At 66.3% G+C, this 18759-nt stretch carries 18 protein-coding genes; 7 read left to right on the top strand and 11 right to left on the bottom strand.

Translation table 11 applies throughout. From position 1 onward, the window contains the following. The first annotated feature begins 139 nt into the window (after positions 1 to 139). From WS46_RS12685 to WS46_RS12670, 4 genes are read left to right on the top strand one after another with little or no spacing between them, the layout of a single operon-like run. A complete protein-coding gene (locus tag WS46_RS12685; protein ID WP_059690730.1) occupies positions 140 to 1135 on the top strand; it encodes a glycosyltransferase family 2 protein in 996 nt (331 codons plus the stop codon). After that, the gene (locus WS46_RS12680) at positions 1132 to 1779 is read left to right on the top strand and encodes a bifunctional 2-polyprenyl-6-hydroxyphenol methylase/3-demethylubiquinol 3-O-methyltransferase UbiG (RefSeq protein WP_059690729.1); all 648 of its coding nucleotides are present in this window, start codon (positions 1132 to 1134) and stop codon (positions 1777 to 1779) included. Before WS46_RS12685 ends, WS46_RS12680 begins: the two co-directional genes overlap by 4 nt. After that, positions 1713 to 2654: a hypothetical protein gene (locus tag WS46_RS12675; RefSeq protein WP_179949150.1), complete on the top strand. Its 942-nt coding sequence runs from the start codon at positions 1713 to 1715 to the stop codon at positions 2652 to 2654. The genes WS46_RS12680 and WS46_RS12675 overlap by 67 nt, the downstream gene beginning before the upstream one ends. A gap of 7 nt (positions 2655 to 2661) precedes the next feature. Continuing rightward, the gene (locus WS46_RS12670; protein ID WP_156443129.1) at positions 2662 to 4518 is read left to right on the top strand and encodes a hypothetical protein; all 1857 of its coding nucleotides are present in this window, start codon (positions 2662 to 2664) and stop codon (positions 4516 to 4518) included. Between the two features lie 155 nt (positions 4519 to 4673). Here the strand turns inward: WS46_RS12670 and groL are convergent, their stop codons facing one another. The 11 genes from groL to WS46_RS12615 form a co-directional block, all read right to left on the bottom strand. Then, positions 4674 to 6314 carry a chaperonin GroEL gene (gene groL / locus WS46_RS12665; RefSeq protein ID WP_059530405.1) on the bottom strand — a complete coding sequence of 547 codons (1641 nt, stop codon included), beginning with the start codon at positions 6312 to 6314 and terminating at the stop codon, positions 4674 to 4676. A 46-nt stretch (positions 6315 to 6360) separates the two neighbouring features. Further along, on the bottom strand, positions 6361 to 6654 hold the full coding sequence (gene groES / locus WS46_RS12660) for a co-chaperone GroES (protein WP_004186661.1): 294 nt from the start codon (positions 6652 to 6654) through the stop codon (positions 6361 to 6363). A gap of 374 nt (positions 6655 to 7028) precedes the next feature. After that, positions 7029 to 7538, bottom strand: coding sequence for an SRPBCC family protein (locus WS46_RS12655; protein WP_059530407.1), 510 nt, complete (start codon positions 7536 to 7538; stop codon positions 7029 to 7031). A 41-nt stretch (positions 7539 to 7579) separates the two neighbouring features. Further along, entirely contained in the window at positions 7580 to 8212 is a 633-nt protein-coding gene (locus tag WS46_RS12650) for a hypothetical protein (protein ID WP_059690726.1), read from the bottom strand. Next, a complete protein-coding gene (locus tag WS46_RS12645; protein ID WP_059690725.1) occupies positions 8209 to 8625 on the bottom strand; it encodes a hypothetical protein in 417 nt (138 codons plus the stop codon). Before WS46_RS12645 ends, WS46_RS12650 begins: the two co-directional genes overlap by 4 nt. Positions 8626 to 8653: 28 nt before the next feature. Then, positions 8654 to 9442: an anti-sigma factor gene (locus WS46_RS12640; RefSeq protein ID WP_059690724.1), complete on the bottom strand. Its 789-nt coding sequence runs from the start codon at positions 9440 to 9442 to the stop codon at positions 8654 to 8656. Next, complete coding sequence (locus WS46_RS12635; RefSeq protein WP_059507036.1) at positions 9442 to 9957, bottom strand: sigma-70 family RNA polymerase sigma factor; 516 nt, start codon at positions 9955 to 9957, stop codon at positions 9442 to 9444. The genes WS46_RS12640 and WS46_RS12635 overlap by 1 nt, the downstream gene beginning before the upstream one ends. Positions 9958 to 10007: 50 nt before the next feature. Further along, the gene (locus WS46_RS12630; protein WP_059530421.1) at positions 10008 to 10367 is read right to left on the bottom strand and encodes a hypothetical protein; all 360 of its coding nucleotides are present in this window, start codon (positions 10365 to 10367) and stop codon (positions 10008 to 10010) included. A gap of 277 nt (positions 10368 to 10644) precedes the next feature. Further along, positions 10645 to 13053 carry a hypothetical protein gene (locus WS46_RS12625; RefSeq protein ID WP_059690723.1) on the bottom strand — a complete coding sequence of 803 codons (2409 nt, stop codon included), beginning with the start codon at positions 13051 to 13053 and terminating at the stop codon, positions 10645 to 10647. Positions 13054 to 13539: 486 nt separating this feature from the next. Next, positions 13540 to 14784: an FAD-binding oxidoreductase gene (locus WS46_RS12620; RefSeq protein ID WP_059690722.1), complete on the bottom strand. Its 1245-nt coding sequence runs from the start codon at positions 14782 to 14784 to the stop codon at positions 13540 to 13542. A 67-nt stretch (positions 14785 to 14851) separates the two neighbouring features. Further along, positions 14852 to 15631, bottom strand: coding sequence for an ABC transporter substrate-binding protein (locus WS46_RS12615; protein ID WP_059530430.1), 780 nt, complete (start codon positions 15629 to 15631; stop codon positions 14852 to 14854). 332 nt (positions 15632 to 15963) lie between these two features. Here WS46_RS12615 and WS46_RS12610 point away from each other — a divergent pair, with 332 nt between their 5' ends. The 3 genes from WS46_RS12610 (at position 15964) to WS46_RS12600 (ending at position 18647) form a co-directional block, all read left to right on the top strand. Then, positions 15964 to 16938, top strand: a complete 975-nt coding sequence (locus tag WS46_RS12610; protein ID WP_059690721.1) for an ornithine cyclodeaminase family protein — start codon at positions 15964 to 15966, stop codon at positions 16936 to 16938. Beyond that, positions 16935 to 17729 (top strand): transcriptional regulator, encoded by a 795-nt coding sequence (locus WS46_RS12605; RefSeq protein WP_059530436.1) that lies wholly within the window; start codon positions 16935 to 16937, stop codon positions 17727 to 17729. The genes WS46_RS12610 and WS46_RS12605 overlap by 4 nt, the downstream gene beginning before the upstream one ends. A 183-nt stretch (positions 17730 to 17912) precedes the next feature. Beyond that, on the top strand, positions 17913 to 18647 hold the full coding sequence (locus WS46_RS12600; RefSeq protein WP_059690720.1) for a DsbA family oxidoreductase: 735 nt from the start codon (positions 17913 to 17915) through the stop codon (positions 18645 to 18647). Positions 18648 to 18759 lie beyond the last annotated feature (112 nt).

Raw genomic sequence — 18759 nt, 5'->3', positions numbered from 1 at the left:
TTTTGCAACCGAAATGTAACTTCTCGTAATTTTTCCGCATTTCAATCCGGTCTATATTCCGGTGATGTTCGCCGGCTTTCCGTATTGCTTTTGATATTTGAACGCCAACGGCCATAGGCGAATTTCTCTCTGGCAGGCAATGAAATTAATTATTCAAGTTCCGTGCTTCAACGAAGCCGCCACATTGCCGATTGCATTGGCGGCGCTGCCTCGCCGAATCCCCGGATTCGACAGGGTCGAATGGCTGATCGTCGACGACGGCAGCAGCGACGGAACCATCGAAGCCGCGCGAGCCGCCGGCGTCGATCACATCATCCGGCATCCGCGCAACCGCGGTCTGGCGCGCGCGTTCATGACCGGCCTAGAAGCGTGCTTGCAACGCGGCGCAGATGTCATCGTCAATACCGATGCCGACAATCAATACAATGCCGCGGATATCCCCGCGCTCGTGCGCCCGATTTATGCCGGTGACGCCGATATCGTCGTGGGTGCGCGGCCAATCAATGAAATCGCGCATTTTTCACCGCTCAAGAAAGCGCTGCAGAAAATCGGCAGTTGGGCGGTCCGTGCGGTCAGCCGCACCGATATTCCCGACACCACGAGCGGCTTTCGCGCCTATAGCCGCCACGCCGCACAGCGACTGACGGTCTTCAGCAATTACACGTACACCCTCGAGACGATCATCCAGGCTGGTAATCGAGAGATGTCGATCGTGTCGGTGCCGATCCGGGTCAATGGGTTCCTGCGGCCGTCGCGACTGGTGAAGAGCATCGGTTCGTACGTGATGCGCTCCGCCCATACGATCCTTCGGATTTTCGTGATCTACCGGCCCGCCGCTTTTTTCGGTACGCTCGGCGCGATCCTGCTCGGCGCGGGCGTGGCGACCGGGCTGCGTTTCGTCTATTTCTGGGCGACTGGTCACGGCACCGGGCACGTCCAGTCCCTGATTCTCGCGTCGATCCTGGTGGGCGCCGGATTCCAGACACTGTTGATCGCCGTCGTCGCGGACCTGTTGTCCACCAACCGCAAACTGCTCGAGGACGTGCGTTTCATGGTCAAGCAGATGCAGACCGACCGTGCGGTTCCGTCACAGCCCGACAAGGACGCGGCACGCGCGTTCGAGGTCGTCCGATGAAGATGGCACAGGGCATGGCCGAGGACGGGGTCGTCGTCGGCAACCATTACGACAAGTATGGCTCGCGCAACCCGATCGTCCGACGCCTCATGCGAGGTTTCGACGAAGCCCTGACCGACATCGTGTCCCGGGCGGCACCTTCGTCCATCCACGAAATCGGCTGCGGCGAAGGATATTGGGTTCTGCGGTGGCGGCAACAAGGCCTTCAGGCCACCGGCAGCGATTTCTCGAGCCGCGTGATCGAGATCGCGCAGGAAAACGCAATGGCGCGGGGAATCGATCCCGCGTATTTCTCCCGGCGCGACGTTTACAGCCTGCAGCCGCAGGATGTGCACGCCGATCTCGTCGTCTGCTGCGAAGTGCTGGAGCATCTCGAGCAGCCGGACGTCGCGTTGCGCAACATTCAGGCGCTCGGTGCGCGCCACGTGATTTTCAGCGTGCCACGCGAACCGATCTGGAGCGCGATGAACCTCGCGCGCGGAAAATATCTGTCCGCGCTCGGGAATACGCCTGGCCACGTTCAGCGCTGGTCGACCCGAGCGTTTCTCTCCTTCATCTCCACGCGCTTCGAGATCATATGCGTGCGCACGCCGTTGCCGTGGACGATGCTGCTCTGTCGCCCTCGCAGCGCTGCACACGAGTGAAGTTCGGCACACGGGAACGGCGCTGGGTACATCTCGTCGGTAGCGCGCTGGGCGCGCTCGGGACGATCTTCGTCGGCATGAAGCTCGTCGAGTACAGCCACCAGCTTTCGCTCGACACGTTCTCCGCGACGATGTGGAGCGCGGTCGTGTTGCTGAGCGCGGGCTACGGCGCGTGCGGCGTGCTGCTGGCGCTCGCTTGGCGGCACTTGCTCGCCCACCACGGCGTCGAACCGTCACTTGCATGGACCATCCGGACGTATGGCGTGTCGCAGCTTGCCAAATATACGCCGGGAAACATCTTCCATCTCGCCGGCCGCCACGCGATCAGCATCGCCGCGGGCCTGCCTGCGTGGCCCGTTGCGAAGTCGATTGGATGGGAACTCGCCGTCATTGCATCCACCGCGCTGCCCTTCGCGTTGCTCGCGGCTCCGCTGAAATGGCCCGCAATCGGCACGTCGGTAGCCGCCGCGGCATTCGCAGGACTGCTCGTCATCGCCGTGTGGGCAATCAGGACGGTCTGGTCCCGCCAGGTCGCGCGCGCCGTGTCGCTACACGCGGTGTTTTTGCTTGCCGCAGGGCTAATCTTCTGTGCACTCCTCGCCATCGCGTCCAACCACGCGACCGTCGACGCGCTTCGCGCAGGTTTCTGGCTACCCGTCTGCGGCGCCTACGTCTTGGCTTGGCTCGCCGGGCTTGCCACTCCTGGCGCACCGGCGGGTGTCGGCGTCCGCGAAGCCGTCCTGTACTGGCTGATGCACGGGATTGTCGGGCACGCGGATCTCATCACCGCGATCGTCCTCGGCCGCATGGTGACCGTGATAGGCGACCTGATTTTCTTTGTCGGTGCGACTCTCGTCACCAAACACCCGCACTGATTCAGACATGCGCGACACCCAACGAAACCCTCTTCCGTTCGCACCCATTTTGCGTAAGTCGTTGCCATTCGTGGTAGCGCTGGCGGCAGTGGCGGTTGTCTACGGAGCCGTGCCCTTCGTCGCCCTTCCAACGCTCGGCCAGGCGTTGTGGGTTTCGTCATTCGCACAGTCCTTCGCCAACAACGGCTGGCCATCGATCTTCGCTCACAATTTCGGTCTTCCTGCACCCGCACCAATCGCGTTCGGCCTGTCCGGCGCGCTTGTCGAAAGCACACTGCTAACCATCACACCGCTGAACCCCGCGGACGCGTACAGCACGACCATGCTGCTATTTCTAGCGCTCGCGCTGTGGGGCGCAAAATGCTACGCATCGGCACTGGGCGCTCCGACACGATATGCGCTGACGCTTGCCGTGGTTTGGGCAACCATGCCGGTGGTATGGGCCCACTCCGGATATTCAATGCTGTCCGCCGGGATCGCACTGTTGCCGCTTTACCTGTTGACGACCCATCGCCTGTGCGATGTGATCGCTACGCGCGGCTCGCAGACAATCGCGGTAGCGTGGATGACATTCGCCATCGTCGCATGTCTGGCAGCCTTCACCGACGGCTATACGTTCGTGATGTTTGCTGTGGGCGCAATCATCCAGTATGGGGGCCGGATCATGCAGCCGGGCGAACGCAAGATATGTCGGCTTGCCGCCGGCGTGCCGCTTTTCGCCGTCGGCTTTGGGATTGCATTCGCGCTTTACCGACAATACGTCGGCACGCAAGGCTTTACTGCCGATCCATTATCCGTATTTCGCGGCTACGGTGTGGATGTGACCATGCTCGTGCGACCGACGCAGGGACTCCTGTGGATATGGGATGCACTGCGCATCAGCACCCCAAGAAGCGACGTAGCCTACTTTGGCGACGCATCCGTGTGGTTCACCACGTTCATCGCGCCTGTCGCCATTGCCGGCATGGCCGGCTTCGCCCTTACGAGAGAGCGTGCCCGCGGCGTCCCGCTGCTGGTGCTTGGCGTGGTAGCAACATACCTCGCACTCGGCCCATCATTAAAAGTCGATTCCGTGCGCCCCGATTCCGATCGGGCTGTTGGCAATTTCCAGGCTACGATGCCGCCCGAATACGCGATTGCGCCCACCGGATCGGCCTATCTGTCGACTCACGTCCCAGGCTTCAAAAACATGCGCGCGTCATACCGATGGAGCGCATTGACTGTCTTCGCGTTCTGGGCTCTGTTTGTCCTGCTGATCGCCGAGCTATCACGCCGCGACAAGCATAATGTTGCGTGGGCACTTCTCGGTCTGATACTGACATCGAACCTACCACATCCGGATTCCGGTCTCACGTATTCCGAAGTGCTCCATTACGTGCGCCAGGTGCGGCTGCATGCACCGCTGCACTTCCGTGATCAGTTCGAGATGCTCGATCGATCGATCGTCGCGGACTTCAGGCAGGACGCCCCGAAGGAAGGCATCACCGCATTCGTTCCACAGGGCAACGACTTTCTCGCCGCCTATCTGGCAGCAGCGTCGAATACGCGCACTTACAACATCGGCGGCGACAAAAATGTCGCGCTCACGCAAGCGCACTGGCCGCCCTCCGTGTCGACGCTGTTTTCATCCGATACGGCGACGCTTGCCGTCAACATCGAGCGCACGCTGACGGACCACAGTGCGCGTGCCGTGGTAATCAGCTATGTCGATCTTCTATGGAATGCCCATCTTTGGCCGCCGTCGTCGACAGAACTGGACCGCGCACGCTCACGCTACGCTGCAGTGGTGAATGTGCTCTCGACCAATCCCCGCTTCGTCGTGAAAACGCGGCCCTATTACGCATTGATCATGCTGCGCGAATAACGCGCACCGTCCATTCATCGACGATCGCCCCACCGCCGTTCACGCGGCTTGGCCGTCCGCGCGCGCATAAAAAAAAGACCCGCATCGCTGCGGGTCTTTTTCTTTGGCTGGAACGCGCATCGCTGCGCGCTCCGGACACCATCGACCGAAGTCGATTACATGTCCATGCCCATGCCGCCCATGCCGCCCGGCATGCCGCCCGGCATCGGTGCGTCTTCCTTCGGCAGTTCTGCGACAGCTGCGTCCGTCGTCAGCAGCAGGCCTGCAACCGAAGCTGCGTTCTGCAGTGCGGTGCGCGTGACCTTGGTCGGGTCGACGACGCCGGCTTCAACCATGTCGACGTACTCGCCCGTTGCTGCGTTGTAGCCGTAGTTGCCCGTGCCTGCAGCAACTGCCGCCACCACGACGCTGGCTTCTTCGCCACCGTTCGTGACGATCTGACGCAGCGGCTCTTCCATTGCGCGCAGCACGATCTTGATGCCGGCGTTCTGGTCGGCGTTCGCGCCGGTCAGGCCTGCGATCGCGGTGCGAGCGCGGATCAGCGCAACGCCGCCGCCTGCCACGATGCCTTCTTCCACAGCTGCGCGCGTTGCGTGCAGTGCGTCTTCGACACGTGCCTTCTTTTCCTTCATTTCGACTTCGGTCGCAGCACCGACCTTGATCACTGCCACGCCGCCGGCCAGCTTGGCCACGCGCTCTTGCAGCTTTTCACGGTCGTAGTCCGACGTCGCTTCTTCGATTTGCGTGCGAACTTGCTTGACACGCGCTTCGATGTTCACGGCTTCGCCTGCGCCGTCGATGATCGTCGTGTTTTCCTTGCCCACTTCGATGCGCTTCGCCTGGCCCAGTTCTGCCAGCGTTGCCTTTTCGAGCGTCAGGCCGGTTTCTTCCGCGACGACTTGACCGCCGGTCAGGATCGCGATGTCTTCCAGCATGGCCTTGCGGCGATCGCCAAAGCCCGGCGCCTTGACCGCAACGGTCTTCAGGATGCCGCGGATGTTGTTGACGACCAGCGTTGCGAGCGCTTCGCCTTCGACGTCTTCAGCGATGATCAGCAGCGGACGGCCAGCCTTCGCGACTTGCTCGAGCACCGGCAGCAGATCACGGATGTTCGACACCTTCTTGTCGTGCAGCAGCACGAACGGGTTGTCGAGGACGGCGACTTGCTTGTCCGGGTTGTTGATGAAGTACGGCGACAGGTAGCCGCGGTCGAACTGCATGCCTTCGACGACGTCGAGTTCGTCGGCGAGCGACTTGCCGTCTTCGACGGTGATCACGCCTTCCTTGCCGACCTTGTCCATCGCTTCAGCGATGCGATCGCCGATCGACGTGTCGCTGTTCGCCGAGATCGAGCCGACCTGTGCGATTTCCTTGTTCGTCGTGCACGGCTTGCTGATCTTCTTCAGCTCGTCGACAGCCGCTGCGACTGCCTTGTCGATGCCGCGCTTCAGGTCCATCGGGTTCATGCCCGATGCGACGTACTTCATGCCTTCGCGGACGATCGATTGCGCGAGGACGGTAGCCGTCGTCGTGCCGTCGCCTGCGTTGTCGCTGGTCTTGGAAGCCACTTCCTTGACCATTTGCGCGCCCATGTTCTGGAGCTTGTCCTTCAGCTCGATTTCCTTCGCGACCGACACACCGTCCTTGGTGACCGTCGGGCCGCCGAAGCTGCGCTCGAGCACGACGTTGCGGCCCTTCGGACCCAGCGTGACCTTGACTGCGTTGGCGAGAATGTTCACGCCTTCGACCATCTTCGAACGGGCGGAATCGCCGAATACGACGTCTTTAGCTGCCATCTTCTAACTCCTTGAATTCTTGAGAATATGTGCCGTCAGTGGACGCTTACTTGGCGTTGACCACGGCCATGATGTCTTCTTCACGCATGACCAGCAGTTCCTGGCCATCGACCTTGACGGTCTGGCCAGCGTACTTGCCGAACAGCACGCGATCGCCGACCTTCACGTCGAGCGCGATCGGCGCGCCCTTGTCGTCGCGCTTGCCCGGGCCGATGGCCAGGACTTCGCCTTGATCCGGCTTCTCAGCTGCTGCGTCGGGGATCACGATGCCCGAGGCGGTCTTGGTTTCCTGATCCAGGCGCTTGACGATCACGCGATCGTGCAAAGGACGAAGGTTCATATTCACTCCTCTCTTGACTGAGATTGAAGAACGCTTAGGGAATCTGCCCGGCGGGTCGCCCGGCAGAGAATTGTTAGCACTCTCGTGCAGCGAGTGCTAATTATATGGACGGGTTTTGACAAATTCAAGAAGGGGAGCCGGAGGTTTTTTCGTGCGGGGCGGAACGATGGGAAAACGGGGATTGATTGAAAAATTTCATTAAAAACAATCACATAAACATCGATTCCGCACACCGGGCGCGGACGAGATACGGGATATCCCGACCCATGCCCCAATTGGACACGGGGCGAGCACCGAGTTCCCGCGGTCGTCCGGCATTGCTTGAACAAGGCTGCGCGGACGTGCCAAGGGCGCAAACCGCGGCCACGGGATCGTCACATGTCCGGACAGCCCGCGACCGGCTGAAACGTCCGGCCGTCGGTCTCGACCGTCGCGCCGAGCAGCCGCGCGAGGCCTTTCGCGCCTTCGCGCATCACGACGTCGTGATTCCACGCGAACAGCGGGCGCGCGATCGGCTCCAGCCAGTTCATCCAGCGCTCGCGCGTGCGGATGTGCCAGTCGTAGCGCACGACGGTGCGCGCGCCGTCGCCGGCGAACGACCAGCGGCCGTCGCCTTCGATCGCGCCGCTTGCGCGGCCTTCGAGCACATGCGGCCGCTCGACGCGCAGCACGCGCATGTCGAAGGTCAGCCGGTACGGCAACGCGCCTTTCCACGTGTATCGCTGCAGCGCGCCGACGCCGCCCGCGTCGCCGTGCTCGATCTCGACGGTCCGCACGGCGCTCTTCCACCAGTCCGGCCAGCGATCGACCTGGTAGATCGCGTCCCAGACAGCCGCGAGCGGCGCGTCCACGCGCCACGTCGTCGAAAACCGGTATTCCGCCATGCTGCCTCCGGCGCGAATCAGAATCGGGGTCAAAAGCGCGGTCAGGGCGAGAAAAAGCGGGCGGGAAACGCGACGTCGATCTCGACGTCGTCGAGCGTCACCGTTTCGAGCGGCGCGCCGTCGTCGTCCGCGAAGCTGACGACCTTCAGCGGAAAGCCGTCCTCGGTGTCCAGCCACAGACGATAGCGATGCACGCCGTCGACCACGTGCGCGGGCGCGCCCGTCACCGATACGCGCAGCGTGGCGCGGCCGCCGAGGTTTTCCTTGCCTTCCGTCACGGTCGCACCGCCCTGCTGCAGCGCATGCACGTTGTGCAGCAGCACGCCGACGTCCGAACGGTCGACGCGATGGCCGCTGCGGTCGCGCAGCAGCGGATTGGACGGCGACAGCGTGAGCGCGGGCAGCGCATGCTCGCCGAACGGACGCAGCCGCACCTTGCCGTTGCCCGGGTCGTACGCGAGCACCGCGCCGTGATGCGGCGACACGAAGTCCATCCGGACGAAACCGGGTTTGAGGTAGGCATAGTGGAATTCGGCATGCTCGCCGCTGCGCGCCGACGAGCGGATCGTCGCGCGGTACGAATGGACCTGGTCGAAATGCGTCTGCGCGATGGTCACGGGATCGGCTGTCATGCTCGCTCCTATCAGGCTCGCGGCCAGCAACGCGGCGATCACGGCGCCGCCTCGACGTCGAGCACGCCTTCCATTCCGCGCTCGCGATGGCTGCGCAGGAACAGCAGCCGATGCGTGCAATAGTAGGCGAAGCGGCCGGGCGCCGTCGGCGTGAAGCGCAACGTGCGCGGCGTCGTGCCCAGCTCGGTATGCACCGCGATGCCGGCCTGCGGCGCGTCGATCTTGAAACTGTGCGGCACGACGCCCGGCTCGGCCGAGACGGTAAGTTCGACCGGCACGTGCGCGCGGACGATCACGTGGCTCGGACGAAAGAAATAGCTGCCGCCGACGATCGCCACCCGCTGCACGCCGTCGGCGTCGACCGGCGCGCGCACCGGCGCATCGCCGTCCGCCCGCGCGAGCCCGGCGCCCGCCACGAGCGCCACCGCCACCATCACCGCCTTCTTCGTGTTCATCGTCGGCTCCCTGCCGATGTCGCGCGCGTCAGCCCTTCCACGCGTCGGTCGGTCCGCCGAGCGCGCCGCATGCTTCGATCGCGAGCTCGCGCAGCCGTCGTTCGTCGGCGTGTCCGGAGAGCGCATAACCCATGCCGCGATCGGACCAGAAGTACGTATCGCGGCCACCGGCGGACATCGCCCGGGGCGCGAAGCGCCGCGCATCGTAGGCCGTCATGTAGAGCGTCACGCGCTTACCGTCCGCGCGCTGATACATCAGTTGCGCTGCCGGCCCCGCGTCGCCCGGCAGCAGCCGGCCGCCCAGCAACGCATAGCCGTATTCGTCGAGCGACGGCGCACGCACGGGCCGCCCGAGACGCGCGGACAGCCACGCGGCAAGGCGCGCCGGATCGCGTGCGTCGACCTCGACCGGATGCTCGCGATCGGCCGCGTACACGGCATACGCGACGTCCGCGCGCGCGGCGAAGGCCGGCTCGGCGCCGAAGGTCGTCCAGCCCGCGTGCAGCGCGACGCCGATCACCAGCCCGGCCGCCAGCCCCGCGAATGCGTACGCGACGCCGCGCCAACGCGGCACGCGCCGCTGCACGAACAGCGCGGGTGCGGCGGCCGGCAGCGGGAACAGCGCTTGCAGCGCATCGCGCTGCGCGCCGTAATGCGCGAACCGGTCGGCTTCGCGCGGATCGGACGCCAGCCGTTCGAGCACCTCGCGGCGCTCCTGCCCGGACAGCTCGCCGTCGAGCAGCGCCGACAGCAGTTGCGCCGACGCGTCGGCTCCACCGTCCCGATCGTTCGAAGGTTTGCGCGGATCGTCGTCCATCATGTCTTCCCGATCACCCGTAACGCGGCCGCGCCGCGCGCCGGCGGCTCGCCGGACAGCAGCGCACGCATCTGTTCACGCGCCCGCGACAGCCGCGACATCACCGTCCCCACCGGCACGCCGAGCACCTGCGCGGCGTCGCGGTAACTCAATTCCTCGAGCGCGACCAGCAGCAGCACCTCGCGCTGCTCGACGGGCAGCCGGTACAGCGCGCGCTGCACGTCGCGCAACAGTAGGCCGCCGATCTCGTCGGTCGGCGCGGCCATCGTCTGCCATGGCGCGGTCGCATCGTCGACCGCGATCTCGTGCCGCGCGCGCAACTGGTCGATGAAGCGGTGGCGCAGCAGCGTCAGCAGCCACGCACGCAGGTTGCCGCCGTCGCGCGGCGGCCGGTTCAACGCGCGCTCGAGCGTGTCCTGCACGAGATCGTCCGCCCAGGCCCGGTCGCCCGTCAGCGCGCGCGCATATCGCGTGAGATGCGGCAACCACACCAGCAGGTCCGATTCGTAACTCATCCGGATGCCTCGCGCGTCGCTGCGCCGTCAGTCCGTCGGTCGGTCGGTGTTCAGGGACGCGCGACGTGCCACATGCCGCCGATTCCGTCGCCGCCCGCGTCGCCGGCCTTGCGGTCCATCTTCCAGCGATACAGCGGACGGCCGTGGTAAGCCCATTGCTTCTTGCCATCGTCGCGCGTGACGAGGCTCAGTGCACCCGACGCCTTGTCGTATCCGTCGGCGAGCGCCGGCGGCCAGTTGGCCGCGCAGGTGCCGGTGCAGGTGCTCTTGCCCGGCGCGTCGTGATCGAACACGTACAGCGTCATGTGATCTTCGTCGACCAGTTTCCCGTCGCCGGCCTGCGGCGGCTCGGCGGCCGCGGGCCGCGCGATCGCGGCCGTCAGCGCGATGGCGAACAGCATCGTCTTCATTCCCGTTCTCCTTGGCATGGCGTCGCGGCACGATGCCGCCGGACGGGAAGTCGACTTCGTGATGACCATTATCCCGCTGTCCGGCCGCGCCGAGACTCGGTATGTAAACGGACGAATCCGGCCAGTTATTCCATGCCGCCCCACGAAGCGGCGCCATTCCTCGCACGAAACACCTCGGGATCCCAAAGAAAAACGCGGCATGACATTGCTGTCATGCCGCGTCGTACGACCCGTTGCACGCGGCAGGCGATGGACCGCCGCCGCGCGTTCCAGCCGGTTATTTCGGCAATGCGCCAGTCACCGCCTGCAGCAGCGTCGACACCGGTGCGAGCGGGTTGTTCGCGGAGCCGTTGCCGGAGTGCGGCGTGACCGACAGGCCCGGCGTGGAACCCAGTGCCGTACCCAGCGTCGTGCCGACGGCGTTGACGACCGTTGCCGTCGCGTTGCCGGTCGTCGACACCAGCGAACCGGTCGCGCCCGCCGTGCTGCCGGCCGCGCTCGCGCCGGAGCCGAGCAGGCTGCCGCCCGCCGCAGCCGTCGAACCGGCGGCGCCCGACAGCGCGCCGGCCGCCTGCCCGAGGGCTGCCGGACCGTTCGCAAGGGCGCCCGTCACCGAACCGAGCGCACCGGTCAGTGCGCCGGCCGGGTTGCTGCCGCCGGTCAGACCGCCGACGAGGTTCGTGATCGGCGCGATCGGGCTGCCGCCTGCGCCCGACAGCGTGCCGACGACCTGGTTCACGACGCCCTGCACCGGCGCCAGCGGATTCGTGCCACCGAGGTTGCCGAGTGCGCCCGTCACCGAACTGACTGCGTTGCTCAGTGCGGCTGCCGGGTTGCCGCTGCCGAGCGTGCCGACCACCTGGTTCACGACGCCTTGAACCGGGGCCAGCGGGTTCGTGCCGCCGAGGTTGCCGAGTGCGCCCGTTACCGAACTGACTGCGTTGCTCAGTGCGGCTGCCGGGCTGCCGCTGCCGAGCGTGCCGACCACCTGGTTCACGACGCCTTGCACCGGGGCCAGCGGGTTCGTGCCGCCGAGATTGCCGAGCGTGCTCGTGACCGAACCGATCGCACCGGTCAGCGCGCCGGCCGCATTGCCACCCGTCGGCAGTGCGTTCTGGAGGCCGCTGACGAGGTTCGTGATCGGCGCGATCGGGCTGCCGCCGCCGGCGCCCGACAACGTGCCGACGACCTGGTTCACGACGCCCTGCACCGGCGCCAACGGATTCGTGCCACCGAGGTTGCCGAGTGCGCCCGTCATCGAGTTCACGGCGTCCGTCAGTGCACTGGCCGGGTTGCCGTTGCCAAGCGTGCCGGCGAGTTGCGTGACGGCGCCTTGCACCGGTGCCAGCGGGCTCGACGCGCCACCGATGTTGCCGAGCGTCCCCGTGATCGTATTGACCGCATTGCTCAGCGCACCGGCAGGATTGCCGCTGCCCACCGTGCCCGTGACCTGGTCGACGACGTTCTGGATCGGTGTCAGCGGGTTCGTGCCGCCGACGTTGCCCAGTGCGCCCGTGACCGTGCCCAGCGCGCCGGTCAACGCACCTGCCGGGTTGCCGCCGCCGAGCGCGCCCGGCACTTGATTCACCACGCCCTGCACCGGCGCCAGCGGATTCGCGCCGCCGCCAACGTTACCCAGCGCGCCCGTCACTTGATTCACCACGCCTTGAACCGGCGCCAGCGGATTCGCGCCGCCGCCAACGTTACCCAGTGCACCCGTCACCGTGCCCAACGCACCGGTCAACGCGCCCGCCGGATTGCCACCGCCGAGCGCGCCCGTCACTTGATTGACCACGCCTTGAACCGGAGCCAGCGGATTTGCACCGCCGCCGACGTTACCCAGCGCACCCGTGACCGTGCCCAACGCGCCGGTCAACGCACTCGCCGGATTGCCACCGCCGAGCGCGCCCGTCACTTGATTGACGACGCCTTGAACCGGTGCCAGCGGGTTTGCACCACCGCCCACGTTACCCAGTGCACCCGTCACCGTGCCCAACGCGCCGGTCAAGGCACCCGCCGGATTGCCACCGCCAAGCGCGCCCGTCACTTGATTGACCACGCCTTGAACCGGCGCCAGCGGGTTTGCACCGCCGCCGACGTTACCCAGCGCACCCGTGACCGTGCCCAACGCGCCGGTCAACGCACCAGCCGGATTGCCGCCGCCGAGCGCCCCCGTTACTTGATTGACGACACCTTGAACCGGCGCCAGCGGATTCGCCCCACCGCCGACGTTACCCAGCGCGCCCGTCACCGTACCAACCGCATTGCTCAACGTCCCCGTCGCCGTCCCCAGCGCGCCAGTCAACGCACCCGCCGGATTGCCGCCACCAAGCGCCCCCGTCACCTGGTTCACCACGCCTTGCACCGGCGCGAGCGGCGTCACCGTGCCGCCAGCGCCGCCGAGCGCGCCTTGCAGCGCGTTCACCGCGCCCGACAAGGCTTGCGCCGGATTGCCGAGCGACGTCTGGATCGCGCCCGATCCGCCCGCCGCCACGGTGACCGAACCCAGCGGCGACGTGCCGGTCGCGGCCAGCCCGATCGAGACGCTGTTCGTCGGCGGATTCACGATTACCTGCGGAAGCGGCAGCGCATCGAGCGTCCCCGCGATAGCCGAACCGGAAGCCAGTACCCCGAACACCGTCGCGACCGACAGCGCCACACCCGTCAATTTAAGCTTTTGTCCCATCTTTACCCCATCTCGGTTGGCACTACGTTGATAAAGCATGGGGACGGATTGCACGAAGCGTGCCACCCGGTTAAAGCGAATTGATTCGTCGGCCCATTGCAAGCCAATAACGGTTTTATATGGATTTCAGGGCAAATAAGCGGATCGCACAGCCATAATCATCTGATGAATCAGGCGTCCGGCGCGCGGATGTAACGTAACGTTTGCGAGGCCCGAAGTAACGTGTTCCGGTACATTCCGTGCCACATCGGAACGTCCGGCACGAAAGCGCCGCCGGATTGCCCGGCCGAATCGCCTGTTTCGCATTTCATTTTCATGAAAATGCATTAATAAATCGCTTGTTTACCGATTTTCTTATTTAGCGATTTCTTTCCGATCAATTACGCAGACAATTTCCATTCGCGCGACCGCGGATAATGCAGCGCGGATTACCAAATGAAAAAATGTGACGGCCGCAACCGCGGCGGCCGTCATATCGAAACGCGCTCAGCCGAAGCGCGCGGGTCGGTATGGATGGGGATCGATGTAGGTCGGCTCGCCCGTCATCATCTCGGCGAGCAGACGCCCGGTCGCGGGCCCGAGCGTGAGCCCGTGGTGGCAATGGCCGAACGCGAACCACAGATGACGATGGCGCGGCGCAGGCCCGATCACCGGACGCATGTCGGGCGTGCACGGTCGCATGCCGAGCCACGGCGCCGGATCGAGCCGCTCGCCGATGCCGAACGCGTCGCGCGCCAGCGGCTCGGCGCGCGCGAGCTGCACGCCGGTCGGCGGTGCGCCGCGCAACGCGATCTCGACACCGGTCGTGAGCCGCAGGCGACCGCCCTCCATCGGCGCGACGACGAAACCCGCCTCGGTATCGCACACGGGCACGTTCAGCGGCGCGCGGGTCGGCCGGTAATGCATGTGATAGCCGCGCTTCGCGCGCAGCGGAATCCGGTAGCCGAGCGGCGCGAACACGTGATCGGACCACGGCCCGAGCGCGACCACGGCCGAGCGGGCCGCGATCGGCCCATGCTCGGTTTTGACCCGCCAGCCGTCGCTCACCTGCGCGAGCGTCGTCGCGTCGCCGTGCACGAACGTGCCGCCGTCGCGCTCGAACAGCCGCGCGTACGCCTTCGTGAGGCCCCCGGGGCTCGACACGGTCTTCGGGTCCTGCCAGTGGAATGCGCCGCAGAATGCGTCGCCGATGCCGGGCTCGCGTTCGCGCAACGCGCGCGCGTCGAGGACGCGCATCCGCAACCCGTGCGCGTCGGCCACCCGCTGCTGCGCGCGCGTTTCCGCGTCGAACAGCGCCGGCGAACGGAACGCCTCGATCCACCCGCCGTCATGCACGAGCGGCTGCGCGTCGGTGCGCGCGAGCAGCGCGTCGTGCTCGACGACGCTCGCCGCGACGAGCGGCAGCATATCGCGCGCGGCGGCCGCGAGCCGCTGCGGCGACGATTCGCGCCAGAAGCGCGCGAGCCAGCCCGCATACGCGGGCAATGCCTTGTAATCCCAGTAGAGATCGACCGAGCGGTTGCGCGCGTAGCGCAGCAGCGTGCCGAGACGGCGCGGGAACGCGTACGGCACGACCGACGAGCGCTCGATCAGCCCGGCATTGCCGTGGCTCGTCTCCTCGCCGGGCGCGCGCCGGTCGACGAGCGCGACGCGCAGCCCGCGATCCTGCAGATGCAGCGCCGACGACACGCCGACGATGCCGGCCCCCAGAACGATGACGTCGAAATCCATGCTTCCCCGTACTGCGTCGAGATTCGGTGCGACGCGCGCCGGCACCGCGGCCGGCGCGCGGCCAGGCTTACTTCGCGACGATGTCGCGCTTGAAGTACTTCTGCGACAGCGCGCTCAGCGTGCCGTCCTTCTTCAGCGCGTCCAGCGCGCCGACGATCTTCGCCTGCAGCGCCTTGTCGCCCTTGCGCATCCCGAAGCCGGTGCCTTCGCCGAGCGTCGCGGGATCCTTCAGCGCGTCGCCGACGATTTGATAGTCGCGGCCGGCCGGCTTGTCGAGGAAACCGTCCTGCGCGGTCTGCGCCTCCTGCACGGCCGCGTCGAGACGCCCGGCGACGAGATCGGCATAAATCTGGTCCTGATCCTGGTACGACACGACGGCCACGCCCGCATTCGCCCAGTGCGCCTTCAGGAAATCCTCCTGCGACGAGCCCTGCAGCACGCCGACGTGCTTGCCGCGCAGGCTCGCGGCATCGGGCCGCAGCGGCGAGCCGCGGTGCGCGACCATCACGATCGGCACCACGTAGATCGCCGGCGTGAAATCGATGCTCTGCTTGCGCTTCGCGGTGATGTTCATCGCCGAATTGATCGCGTCGAACTTGCGCGCCTGCAGCGCCGGGATCAGCCCGTCGAACGCATTCTCGACCCACACGCATTTCATGTTCAGCTTCGCGCACACCGCGTTGCCGATGTCGACGTCGAAACCCTGCAGCTGGCCGGCCGGCGTCTTGCTCTCGAACGGCGGATACGCGGCTTCGATCCCGAAGCGCAGCGTGGTCTGTTCCGCGTGGGCCGTGACGGCCGCGCACGCAAGCGCCGCGACGGCGCAGAGGGAAAGCTTCCAGTTCATGACGGATGTCCTTCGATTCCGGATTGAGGCGATGAAGACCGGTCATCGTGCGACGGCACGCCGGTCTGCACGCGAAAATATAGACTCTTAGTCTACTATAGACTATAGGGGATACGATAATCCGACGCTCATGCAGTCCCTTGAGACGCAGTCGACATTGCTCATCACCGTTGATTTATCGATGTTTTTTCCGAGGAAATCGAATCCCCTCGTTCCTCAAAAGAAAAATCCACCCAACTTACTTTGTCTATATTAGACTTTTAGTCCACCACGAACACCGCCGGACGCGCTATGTCGAGACTGTCCTGTCCGGCCCCGACCGGAGAAGTCCCATGACGCAACCCGCCCCGACCCTGCCGCTGACCGTCGACGAAGCCGCGGTGCGCGCGGCGCTGCCGTCGCTCGACGTGCTCGGCACGCTGCGCCGCATGTTCGCGTCGCTCGCGTCGGCCCGCGCGGTGCAGCCGCCGCAGACGCTCACGCTGTTCCCGGAGCAGGCCGGCGATTTCATCACGTATCTCGGCGCGCTCGCCGACGAGCAGGTGTTCGGCGCGAAGCTGTCGCCGTACGTCGCGACCGGCGGCAAACCCGACGGGAGACCGATCGTCACCGCATGGACCGCGCTGATGTCGATGCGCACCGGCCAGCCGCTGATGTGGTGCGACGCGGGGCTGCTGACGGTCGAGCGCACGGCCGGCACGACGGCGCTCGCGGTCGACTGCCTCGCGCCGCGCGACGCGCGCCGCCTCGCCGTGATCGGCACGGGCGCGGTCGGCCTCGCGCATCTGCGCCACACCGCGGCATTGCGCGACTGGGCATCGATCAGCGTTCATTCGCCCGCGCTCGCCGGCGACCCGGCGCTGCAGGCGACGCTCGCGCGGATCGATCCGCGGGCCCGTGCGGCCGCCAGCGTCGAGGCGTGCGTGCGCGACGCGGACGTCGTGATGCTGTGCACGTCGTCGGGCACGCCGGTGCTCGCCGACGGCATGCTCACGCGCCCCGCGCTCGTCACGTCGATCAGCACCAACGTCGCGCGCGCGCACGAAATCCCGCCCGCGTGGCTGCCCGACATGGACGTGTATTGCGACTACCGGCACACGACGCCCGCGAGCGCGGGCGAGATGCAGATCGCGGCGGCCGGGCACGGCTGGACGCCCGAGCGGATCGTCGGCGACCTGCCCGCGCTCGTCGCCGGCACCTGCGCGGCGCCGTCGCGCACGCGTCATGCATTCTTCCGCTCGATCGGCCTCGGGCTCGAGGACATCGCGATCGCCCATGCGCTGTACACGCATCTGACGCGCGCATGAGCGGCGCGCGCACGCGGGGCCGATACAATGGCGCAACCGCCGCGGCGGCAGCGCGCGGGCGCACGGAGCAGCCGGTCGACGGCACGCCGGCGCGCCGCGCCGATGCACCGCCCGGCCCCCGCTCACCCGAGATGGCGATTCCGATGCGCAAGAAGCAATCCCCCGTCAAAGACCTGCTGCTCACCCGCTATGCGCCGATCGCCGACGGCATCGCGGCGCTGTTCTTCCCGTATGCGGAAGTCGTGATCCACGACCTGCACGACCAGACCGTGCTGTATCTCGCGAACAACCTGTCGAAGCGCGAGGTCGGCGACGACTCCGCACTCGAGGAAATCGATCATTCGGCGCGCGAGCGCGTGATCGGTCCGTACGAAAAGCTGAACTGGGACGGCCGGCGGATGCGTTGCGTGAGCAACGTGCTGTTCGACGACGAAGGCCGCCCGGCCGGGATGATGTGCATCAACTTCAACATCGCGGTGTTCGACGACGTCCGCGCGACACTCGACGTGTTCATCAAGGGCGCGGGCATCGTCGCGCAACCGGACGAGCTGTTCCGCGACGACTGGCAGGAACGCATCAACACGTTCCTGCACGGCTGGCTGCGCGAGCGGCAGGTCGGCTTGAACGGGCTCACGCGCGAGCACCGGCGCGAGCTCGTCGAGGCGCTGTACGCGGAAGGCGCGTTCCGCGGCAAGAGCGCCGCGAACTACGTCGCCAACGTGCTCGGGATGGGGCGCGCGACCGTCTACAAGCACCTGAAGCATCTGAAGGAAACGCAGGGCGACGTGTAAGCGGCGCGGGCGGCGGGCGGCGCCCCGACTGGGATCGACAATCGCTACCGGTACACCCGGTCCGTGACTATGCTTCGTGAAGCATCCGGGTCGCCCCGTTCGGCCCGGGCGAGACCCCGACGAAGCATCGAAGCATAAAGTGATATAGTCCCGGTTACATTTATTTGCCGCCCCGGACCGCTCATGACGACCACCCCTGCCCCGACTGCCCGCCCGATCCTGACCGTCGAAATCTGGTCCGACCTGATCTGCCCATGGTGCTGGATCGGCAAGCGCCGCTTCGACGAGGCGCTCGCCGCGTTCGCGCACGCCGAGCACGTCGACGTCGCGCTGCGCGCGTACCGGCTGATGCCGGGCCAGCCGGTCGAACCGGTCGAGGCGATGCTCGCGGGCAAGTACCGGATGTCGCCCGCGCAGGTCGACCAGATGCTGCGCCAGGTGACCGATGCGGCCGCGAGCGTCGGGCTGAGCTACGACCTGCCCCGCACGTTCGTCGGCGACACGCTCGACGGTCACCGGCTCGTGAAGCTCGCGGAGGCGACCGGCCGTGCGCATGCGCTGACCGAGCGGCTGTACCGCGCGTATTTCTGCGAGCACGGCTCGCTGTTCGACCACGCGTCGCTGATCGACTTCGCGGTCGAAGCGGGGCTCGAGCGCTCGGCCGTCGAAGCCGTGCTGCGCAGCGACGCGTACCGTGACGAAGTCGAGGCCGACATCGCGCGCGCGGCGCAGATCGGCGGGCGCGGCGTGCCGCTGTTCGTGTTCGGCGGCCGCTACGCGGTATCGGGCGCCCAGCCGGCCGACGTGTTCGCGCAGGCGCTCGAGCAGGCGTGGCGCGACGGCGCCATCGTCGAATTCGCCGGCGACGACGCCGCCGCGTGCGGCCCCGACGGCTGCGAACTGCCGCCGCGCGGATAACATCCGACGCCGCGCGACGCGCGCCGCCGCTACGCGTCGCTCCTGCCATAAACCGGCAGGAAGCGCGCGCGAATGACGTCTACAATGCAGCCTTTCAAATAACTATCAGAGA

The organism is Burkholderia sp. RF4-BP95, from assembly GCF_001521985.1.
Taxonomy (GTDB): Bacteria; Pseudomonadota; Gammaproteobacteria; order Burkholderiales; family Burkholderiaceae; genus Burkholderia; species Burkholderia diffusa.
The sequence above is the reverse complement of the archived record's forward strand: the minus strand, read 5'-3'. Positions and strand labels throughout refer to the sequence as shown.

Bases quoted from the DNA above. Each gene is read 5' to 3' on its own strand.
- WS46_RS12685 (WP_059690730.1), top strand. From the start codon at position 140: ATGAAATTAATTATTCAAGTTCCGTGCTTCAACGAAGCCGCCACATTG.
- WS46_RS12680 (WP_059690729.1), top strand. From the start codon at position 1,132: ATGAAGATGGCACAGGGCATGGCCGAGGACGGGGTCGTCGTCGGCAAC.
- WS46_RS12675 (WP_179949150.1), top strand. From the start codon at position 1,713: ATGCGTGCGCACGCCGTTGCCGTGGACGATGCTGCTCTGTCGCCCTCG.
- WS46_RS12670 (WP_156443129.1), top strand. From the start codon at position 2,662: ATGCGCGACACCCAACGAAACCCTCTTCCGTTCGCACCCATTTTGCGT.
- groL (WP_059530405.1), bottom strand. From the start codon at position 6,314: ATGGCAGCTAAAGACGTCGTATTCGGCGATTCCGCCCGTTCGAAGATG.
- groES (WP_004186661.1), bottom strand. From the start codon at position 6,654: ATGAACCTTCGTCCTTTGCACGATCGCGTGATCGTCAAGCGCCTGGAT.
- WS46_RS12655 (WP_059530407.1), bottom strand. From the start codon at position 7,538: ATGGCGGAATACCGGTTTTCGACGACGTGGCGCGTGGACGCGCCGCTC.
- WS46_RS12645 (WP_059690725.1), bottom strand. From the start codon at position 8,625: ATGAACACGAAGAAGGCGGTGATGGTGGCGGTGGCGCTCGTGGCGGGC.
- WS46_RS12640 (WP_059690724.1), bottom strand. From the start codon at position 9,442: ATGGACGACGATCCGCGCAAACCTTCGAACGATCGGGACGGTGGAGCC.
- WS46_RS12635 (WP_059507036.1), bottom strand. From the start codon at position 9,957: ATGAGTTACGAATCGGACCTGCTGGTGTGGTTGCCGCATCTCACGCGA.
- WS46_RS12630 (WP_059530421.1), bottom strand. From the start codon at position 10,367: ATGAAGACGATGCTGTTCGCCATCGCGCTGACGGCCGCGATCGCGCGG.
- WS46_RS12625 (WP_059690723.1), bottom strand. From the start codon at position 13,053: ATGGGACAAAAGCTTAAATTGACGGGTGTGGCGCTGTCGGTCGCGACG.
- WS46_RS12620 (WP_059690722.1), bottom strand. From the start codon at position 14,784: ATGGATTTCGACGTCATCGTTCTGGGGGCCGGCATCGTCGGCGTGTCG.
- WS46_RS12615 (WP_059530430.1), bottom strand. From the start codon at position 15,631: ATGAACTGGAAGCTTTCCCTCTGCGCCGTCGCGGCGCTTGCGTGCGCG.
- WS46_RS12610 (WP_059690721.1), top strand. From the start codon at position 15,964: ATGACGCAACCCGCCCCGACCCTGCCGCTGACCGTCGACGAAGCCGCG.
- WS46_RS12605 (WP_059530436.1), top strand. From the start codon at position 16,935: ATGAGCGGCGCGCGCACGCGGGGCCGATACAATGGCGCAACCGCCGCG.
- WS46_RS12600 (WP_059690720.1), top strand. From the start codon at position 17,913: ATGACGACCACCCCTGCCCCGACTGCCCGCCCGATCCTGACCGTCGAA.